Annotated in this window: 7 protein-coding genes; all 7 read right to left on the bottom strand. The window is 70.2% G+C overall.

What is annotated here, in order from left to right; translation table 11 throughout:
• Positions 1–181 precede the first annotated feature (181 nt).
• A complete protein-coding gene (gene metK / locus ACZ4SA_RS34960; protein ID WP_468282179.1) occupies positions 182–1390 on the bottom strand; it encodes a methionine adenosyltransferase in 1209 nt (402 codons plus the stop codon).
• A 271-nt stretch (positions 1391–1661) separates the two neighbouring features.
• Positions 1662–2885, bottom strand: coding sequence for a bifunctional phosphopantothenoylcysteine decarboxylase/phosphopantothenate--cysteine ligase CoaBC (coaBC, locus tag ACZ4SA_RS34955; RefSeq protein WP_468282185.1), 1224 nt, complete (start codon positions 2883–2885; stop codon positions 1662–1664).
• A gap of 138 nt (positions 2886–3023) precedes the next feature.
• Positions 3024–3296: a DNA-directed RNA polymerase subunit omega gene (gene rpoZ, locus ACZ4SA_RS34950; protein ID WP_005319902.1), complete on the bottom strand. Its 273-nt coding sequence runs from the start codon at positions 3294–3296 to the stop codon at positions 3024–3026.
• Between the two features lie 42 nt (positions 3297–3338).
• Complete coding sequence (gmk, locus tag ACZ4SA_RS34945; RefSeq protein ID WP_468282177.1) at positions 3339–3902, bottom strand: guanylate kinase; 564 nt, start codon at positions 3900–3902, stop codon at positions 3339–3341.
• Positions 3903–3940: 38 nt separating this feature from the next.
• Positions 3941–4264: an integration host factor gene (locus tag ACZ4SA_RS34940; RefSeq protein WP_005319887.1), complete on the bottom strand. Its 324-nt coding sequence runs from the start codon at positions 4262–4264 to the stop codon at positions 3941–3943.
• Positions 4265–4503: 239 nt separating this feature from the next.
• Positions 4504–5343: an orotidine-5'-phosphate decarboxylase gene (gene pyrF, locus ACZ4SA_RS34935; protein ID WP_468282183.1), complete on the bottom strand. Its 840-nt coding sequence runs from the start codon at positions 5341–5343 to the stop codon at positions 4504–4506.
• The gene (locus ACZ4SA_RS34930) at positions 5343–6452 is read right to left on the bottom strand and encodes a quinone-dependent dihydroorotate dehydrogenase (protein ID WP_468282175.1); all 1110 of its coding nucleotides are present in this window, start codon (positions 6450–6452) and stop codon (positions 5343–5345) included. Before ACZ4SA_RS34930 ends, pyrF begins: the two co-directional genes overlap by 1 nt.
• Between the last annotated feature and the right edge of the window lie 37 nt (positions 6453–6489).

Below are 6489 nucleotides of genomic sequence, written 5' to 3'. Positions count from 1 at the left end.
CCCCCCCCCCCCCCCCCCCCCCCCCCCCCCCCCCCCCCCCCCCCCCCCCCCCCCCCCCCCCCCCCCCCCCCCCCCCCCCCCCCCCCCCCCACCCCACCCCCCCCCCCCCCCCCCCCCCCCCCCCCCCCCCCCCCCCCCCCGTGCGGCGGCCGAAGCCTCACCCCCGCAGCAGCCGGAGGGCCTACAGCCCCGCCGCCGCGCGCAGCGCGGCCACGCGGTCCGTGCGCTCCCACGTGAAGTCGGGAAGCTCGCGGCCGAAGTGACCGTACGCCGCGGTCTGGGCGTAGATCGGCCGGAGCAGGTCGAGGTCGCGGATGATCGCGGCCGGGCGCAGGTCGAAGACCTCGCCGATGGCCTGCTCGATCTTCTCGACGTCGACGGTGGCCGTGCCGAAGGTCTCCACGAACAGGCCGACCGGCTCCGCCTTGCCGATCGCGTACGCGACCTGCACCTCGCAGCGCGCGGCGAGACCCGCGGCAACCACGTTCTTGGCGACCCAGCGCATCGCGTACGCGGCGGAGCGGTCGACCTTGGACGGGTCCTTGCCCGAGAACGCGCCGCCGCCGTGGCGGGCCATGCCGCCGTATGTGTCGATGATGATCTTGCGGCCGGTGAGGCCGGCGTCGCCCATCGGGCCGCCGATCTCGAAACGGCCGGTCGGGTTCACCAGGAGACGGTAGCCCTCGGTGTCGAGCTTGATGCCGTCGTCCACGAGCTGACCGAGCACGTGCTCGACGACGAACTCGCGGATGTCGGGTGCCAGCAGCGAGTCCAGGTCGATGTCGGACGCGTGCTGCGAGGAGACGACGACGGTGTCGAGGCGGACCGCCTTGTCGCCGTCGTACTCGATGGTGACCTGCGTCTTGCCGTCCGGGCGCAGGTAGGGGATGGTCCCGTTCTTGCGCACCTCGGAGAGGCGGCGCGACAGACGGTGCGCGAGGTGGATCGGCAGCGGCATCAGCTCGGGCGTCTCGTCGCAGGCATACCCGAACATCAGGCCCTGGTCGCCGGCGCCCTGCTTGTCGAGCTCGTCCTCGTCGCCCTCCACGCGCTTCTCGTAGGCAGTGTCGACGCCCTGCGCGATGTCGGGAGACTGGGCGCCGATCGACACCGACACGCCGCAGGACGCGCCGTCGAAGCCCTTCTTCGACGAGTCGTAGCCGATCTCGAGGATCTTGTTGCGCACGATGGTGGGGATGTCGGCGTACGCCTTGGTGGTCACTTCACCGGCGACGTGCACCAGGCCGGTGGTGATCAGGGTCTCCACGGCGACCCGGGAGGTCGGGTCCTCCCGCAGGAGGGCGTCGAGAATCGTGTCGCTGATCTGGTCGGCGATCTTGTCGGGGTGACCCTCGGTCACGGACTCCGAGGTGAAGAGACGGCGGGACACATCGCTCCCTGGGGTTGCAGCGGCTGCTGGCTGATCATTGACGGACCGGCAGGGGGCTGCGCCCCGCGACGTTCCACGACCAGTTTATCGGTCGCACTCCAAGACCGGACACCCTGTCTCGCAGGCTGGGAGTCCACTGACCTGGGGCCACGGCCGTGACATCACGACGATAGCGTCTGCGGACTGAGCGATTCGCCACATTTCGCAGGTTTCTGCGGCGCGGCCCGTCGCCCGTTCGTGGCCCACTGTTCAGCCCGTCTTCGCAAGGATCTCAGACAAGCCGCGGCACGACGAGGTCCCAGACCGTGTCGGCCAGCGCTTCCTTGGGGCCGTGCGGCACCGGCGTCTCGCCGCCGTCAGCGGCCAGCACGACAGCCTCGTTCTCCTCGGCCCCGAACGTCTTGCGCTCCCCCACCTCGTTGACGACCAGCAGGTCGCACCCCTTGCGCCGGAGCTTGTCGCGGCCGTTGGCGAGCACGTCGTCGGTCTCCGCGGCGAAGCCCACGATCACCTGGTCGGTACGGGCCCGCTCCGCGGAGATCTCGGCGAGGATGTCCGGGTTGCGGACCAGGGTGACGACGGGGGCCTCGACACCGTCCTTCTTCTTGATCTTGCCCTCGGCATAGGTTGCGGGCCGGAAGTCCGCGACGGCCGCGGCCATGACGACGGCGTCGGCGTCCGCGGCGGCCTTCAGCACGGCCTCGCGCAGCTGCACCGCCGTACCGACGTGGACGACGTCGACGCCGGCCGGGTCCGCGAATCCGGTGTTGGCCTCGACGAGGGTGACGCGGGCGCCGCGGGCGGCCGCGGTACGGGCCAGGGCATAGCCCTGCTTGCCCGAGGAACGGTTGCCGAGGTAGCGGACCGGGTCGAGCGGTTCGCGGGTGCCGCCGGCGCTGACGACCACGTGACGGCCGGCGAGGTCGGGGGCGGCCACTCCCCTGGCCAGGACCCGGCGGCAGATCTCGAAGATCTCGCCCGGGTCCGGCAGCCGGCCCTTGCCGGTGTCGACGCCGGTGAGCCGGCCGACCGCGGGCTCGATCACGACGGCTCCCCGGCGGCGCAGCGTGGCGACGTTCTCCTGGGTGGCGGGGTGCTCCCACATCTCGGTGTGCATCGCCGGGGCGAAGACGACCGGGCACCGGGCGGTCAGCAGGGTGTTGGTGAGCAGGTCGTCGGCGAGGCCGTGAGCGGCCTTGGCGAGCATGTCCGCGGTTGCGGGGGCGACCACGACGAGGTCGGCGCGCTGCCCGATCCGTACGTGGGGAACCTCGTGCACGTCGGACCAGACCTCGGTCGACACGTCGTGACCGGAGAGCGCGGACCAGGTCGCGGCGCCGACGAAGTTCAGCGCCGACGCAGTCGGCACCACCTTGACGTCGTGCCCCGACTCGGTCAGCCGGCGCAGCAGCTCGCACGCCTTGTAGGCGGCGATCCCCCCACTGACCCCCAGGACGACCCTCGGCCTGCCCGCTGTTCCCTGTGCGTCGCCCATTGCGTCCGTCGCGTCCACTGCGTCTCCCCACTCGGATCGGTACGAGCTCGTCCGTAAGACCTAAATGATGCGACCTAATGACACACCACAGGCCCGGCGGATGCTCCGACGGGCCTGTGGTGAAGAACGTTGTGAAACCTACTGGGCCGGACCCTCGATGGCCTCGGAGGTCAGCAGACCCGCGTTGATCTCGCGCAGGGCGATCGAGAGCGGCTTCTCGTGGACGTGGGTGTCCACCAGGGGACCGACGTACTCGAGCAGGCCCTCACCGAGTTGCGAGTAGTACGCGTTGATCTGACGCGCGCGCTTGGCCGCGTAGATCACGAGGCTGTACTTCGAGTCGGTGGCCTCGAGCAGCTCGTCGATCGGAGGGTTGATGATGCCCTCGGGCGCGGTGATGGAAGAGGACACGCTATGCCTTCCGAAGAACTTGCAGAAAGATCGGACAAAAGATCAAACAACTTCCATCAAGGCTAGCAGCTCACGCGCCACGTCCTCGACGGAGGTGTTGACCAGGGTGGTGTCGAACTCGGACTCGGCCGCCAGTTCCACCTTGGCGACGGCCAGCCGACGCTCGACGACCTCCGGCGACTCGGTGCCGCGGCCGGTGAGGCGGCGGACCAGCTCCTCCCAGCTCGGCGGCGCCAGGAAGACGAGCTGCGACTCCGGCATCGATTCCTTGACCTGCCGGGCACCCTGAAGATCGATCTCGAGCAGCACGGGCTCACCCGCCTCGAGTCGGTCGAGGACCGCACGGCGGGGGGTGCCGTAGCGGTTGCCCGCGAACTCGGCCCACTCCAGCAGCTCGTCGCCGGCGACGAGCTTGTCGAACTCGTCGTCGGTGACGAAGAAGTACTGGACACCGTGCTTCTCGCCGGGCCTCGGCTTCCGGGTGGTTGCCGACACCGAGAGCCAGACGTCGGGGTGGACCTTGCGCATATGAGCGACGACCGTGCTCTTGCCGACCCCGGAGGGGCCGGAGAGCACGGTCAGCCGCGGACGTACCTCTGCTGCCATGCAGCGATTATCCAGGTTCTCGGGAGTGCCCGGGAACGTCAGGCGGCGCCGCCGCCGAACTCGCGCTCCAGGGAGGCGATCTGGTTGGAGCCGAGACCGCGCACCCGGCGGCTCTCGGAGATGCCGAGCCTCTCCATGATCTGCTTGGCGCGGACCTTGCCCACGCCCGGCAGGGACTCGAGGAGGGCGGAGACCTTCATCTTGCCGATGACGTCGTTCTCCTGGCCCTGCTTGATGACCTCGTGGAGCGAGGCGCCGGAGTGCTTGAGTCGATTCTTGACCTCGGCCCGCTCCCGGCGAGCCGCGGCGGCCTTTTCGAGCGCGGCTGCGCGCTGTTCAGGGGTAAGGGGCGGAAGAGCCACGCCTACGTCACCTCGGATGTCGAACTGTCGGATACGGACCGGTGAGGAAGCTAGTCGCCCCACACCAGGCGAGCAACGCGCAACGCAGTGGGTCTGCCCTGCACGTTCGCTCTTCGACGGAGACTAGCGGCCATGACCGCTCCAGTCAGCGAGAACAGACGAAAAGTCCTGGTCAGCATCGACCGACCAGGACATTTCAGACATAATGACCGGGTTTTGCGTGAAGAACCTGTCAAGGACTACGCGGAGGCGACCGCTGCGCGCACCTCGGAGGCGAAACGCTCCGCCACCGCGCGCAGCCCCGCGACGTCCGGACCTTGGCTGAGGACGCCGCGGCTCACGCTCGGAACGACGTTTCCCACGGCCGCGCCGAACACGCGGGGAAGGTCGGCCGGGGTCGCACCCTGGGCACCGATGCCGGGGGCCAGCAGGGGGCCGTTGATGTCGAGGTCGGCTCCGGCGTCGCCGAGGGTGGCCCCGACGACGGCGCCGACCGAGCCCAGGGGCTGCGCGCCGGCGTTCTCCGCGGCCATGTGGTCGAGCATGACCTGGGCCAGCGACTTCCCGTCGGCCGCGGTGGCCCGCTGCACCTGAGCGCCCTCCGGGTTGGAGGTGAGGGCCAGGACGAAGACACCGCAGCCGCTCAGCACGGCCTGGTCGAGCGCGGGGCGCAGCGAGCCGAAGCCGAGGTACGGGGAGACGGTGACCGCGTCGGAGAAGAGTGGCGAGTCCTTGTGGAGGTACGTCTCCGCGTACGCGCCCATCGTCGAGCCGATGTCGCCGCGCTTGGCGTCCATCAGGACCAGCGCGCCCGCCGCCCTGGCCTCCTCCACGGCCTTCTCCAGTACGGCGATGCCGCGCGAGCCGAAGCGCTCGAAGAACGCGGACTGCGGCTTGAGGACGGCGACCCGGTCGGCCAGTGCCTCCACCGTGGTCCTGGTGAACCGCTCCAGGCCGTTGACGTCGTCGTTCAGGCCCCAGGCGGTGAGCAGCGAGGCATGCGGGTCGATGCCGACGCAGAGCGGGCCACGGGTGTCCATGGCGGTGCGGAGACGTGCGCCGAAAGTTTCCTGAATGATCATGCGGTGACCTTTCGTGTCTCGGCTCCGACGGCTTCGGCGAGGGTGGCGTACGGGCTCGCGGCAAGGCGTGCGGCAAGGCCCTTGTGGATGGCGCGGGCATAGAACGGGCCCTCGTAGACGAAGGCGCTGTAGCCCTGGACGAGGCTGGCACCGGCGAGGATGCGCTGCCAGGCGTCCTCCGCGTTCTCGATGCCGCCGACGCCGACGAGGGTGATGCGGTCGCCGACGCGTGCGTACAGCCGCCGCAGCACCTCCAGCGAGCGGGCCTTGACGGGCGCGCCCGAGAGGCCGCCGGTCTCCTTGGCCAGGTCGGGCGAGGACTTCAGGCCGAGGCCCTCGCGGGCGATGGTGGTGTTGGTGGCGATGATGCCGTCCAGGCCCAGTTCGAGGGCGAGGTCGGCGACGGCGTCGACGTCCTCGTCCGCGAGGTCGGGCGCGATCTTGACGAGCAGCGGCACCCGGCGGTCGGTGACCGTGCGGTCTGCGGCCTCGCGCACGGCGGTGAGCAGCGGGCGCAGGGACTCGGTGGCCTGGAGGTTGCGCAGGCCCGGTGTGTTGGGCGAGCTGACGTTGACGACCAGGTAGTCGGCGTGGGCGGCCAGGCGCTCGGTGGAGGTGACGTAGTCGCCGGCCGCTTCCTCCTCCGGGACGACCTTGGTCTTGCCGATGTTGACGCCGACGACCGTGCGGAAGATTGCGCGGCGGGCCGAGAGCCGGGCGGCGACGGCCGCAGAGCCCTCGTTGTTGAAGCCCATGCGGTTGATCAGCGCACGGTCGGCGACCAGCCGGAAGAGACGCTTCTTGGGGTTGCCGGGCTGCGGCTGGGCGGTGACGGTGCCGATCTCGATGTGGTCGAAGCCCAGCATGGCCATGCCGTCGATGGCGACGGCGTTCTTGTCGAAGCCGGCCGCGAGGCCGAACGGGCCGTGCATCCGCAGCCCGAGCGCCTCGGTGCGCAGCTCCTTGTAGCGGGGGGCCAGCACGGCGGCGACGAACGTGCGCAGCACGGGGACGCGGACCGCGAGCCGGATCCAGCGGAAGGCCAGATGGTGGGCCGCTTCGGGGTCCATCCGCTTGAAGACCAGGTCGAAGAAGAACTTGTACATGGGAAGTCGTGTCCTCATGAGGAGGGGGACACCGTTT

This window comes from Streptomyces sp. NPDC027962, from assembly GCF_055566095.1.
This window is presented reverse-complemented; position numbering and strand designations above follow the sequence as displayed.

Coding starts and splice junctions, on each gene's coding strand:
- coaBC (WP_468282185.1), bottom strand. CDS start 2,885: ATGGGCGACGCACAGGGAACAGCGGGCAGGCCGAGGGTCGTCCTGGGG.
- gmk (WP_468282177.1), bottom strand. CDS start 3,902: ATGGCAGCAGAGGTACGTCCGCGGCTGACCGTGCTCTCCGGCCCCTCC.
- ACZ4SA_RS34930 (WP_468282175.1), bottom strand. CDS start 6,452: ATGTACAAGTTCTTCTTCGACCTGGTCTTCAAGCGGATGGACCCCGAA.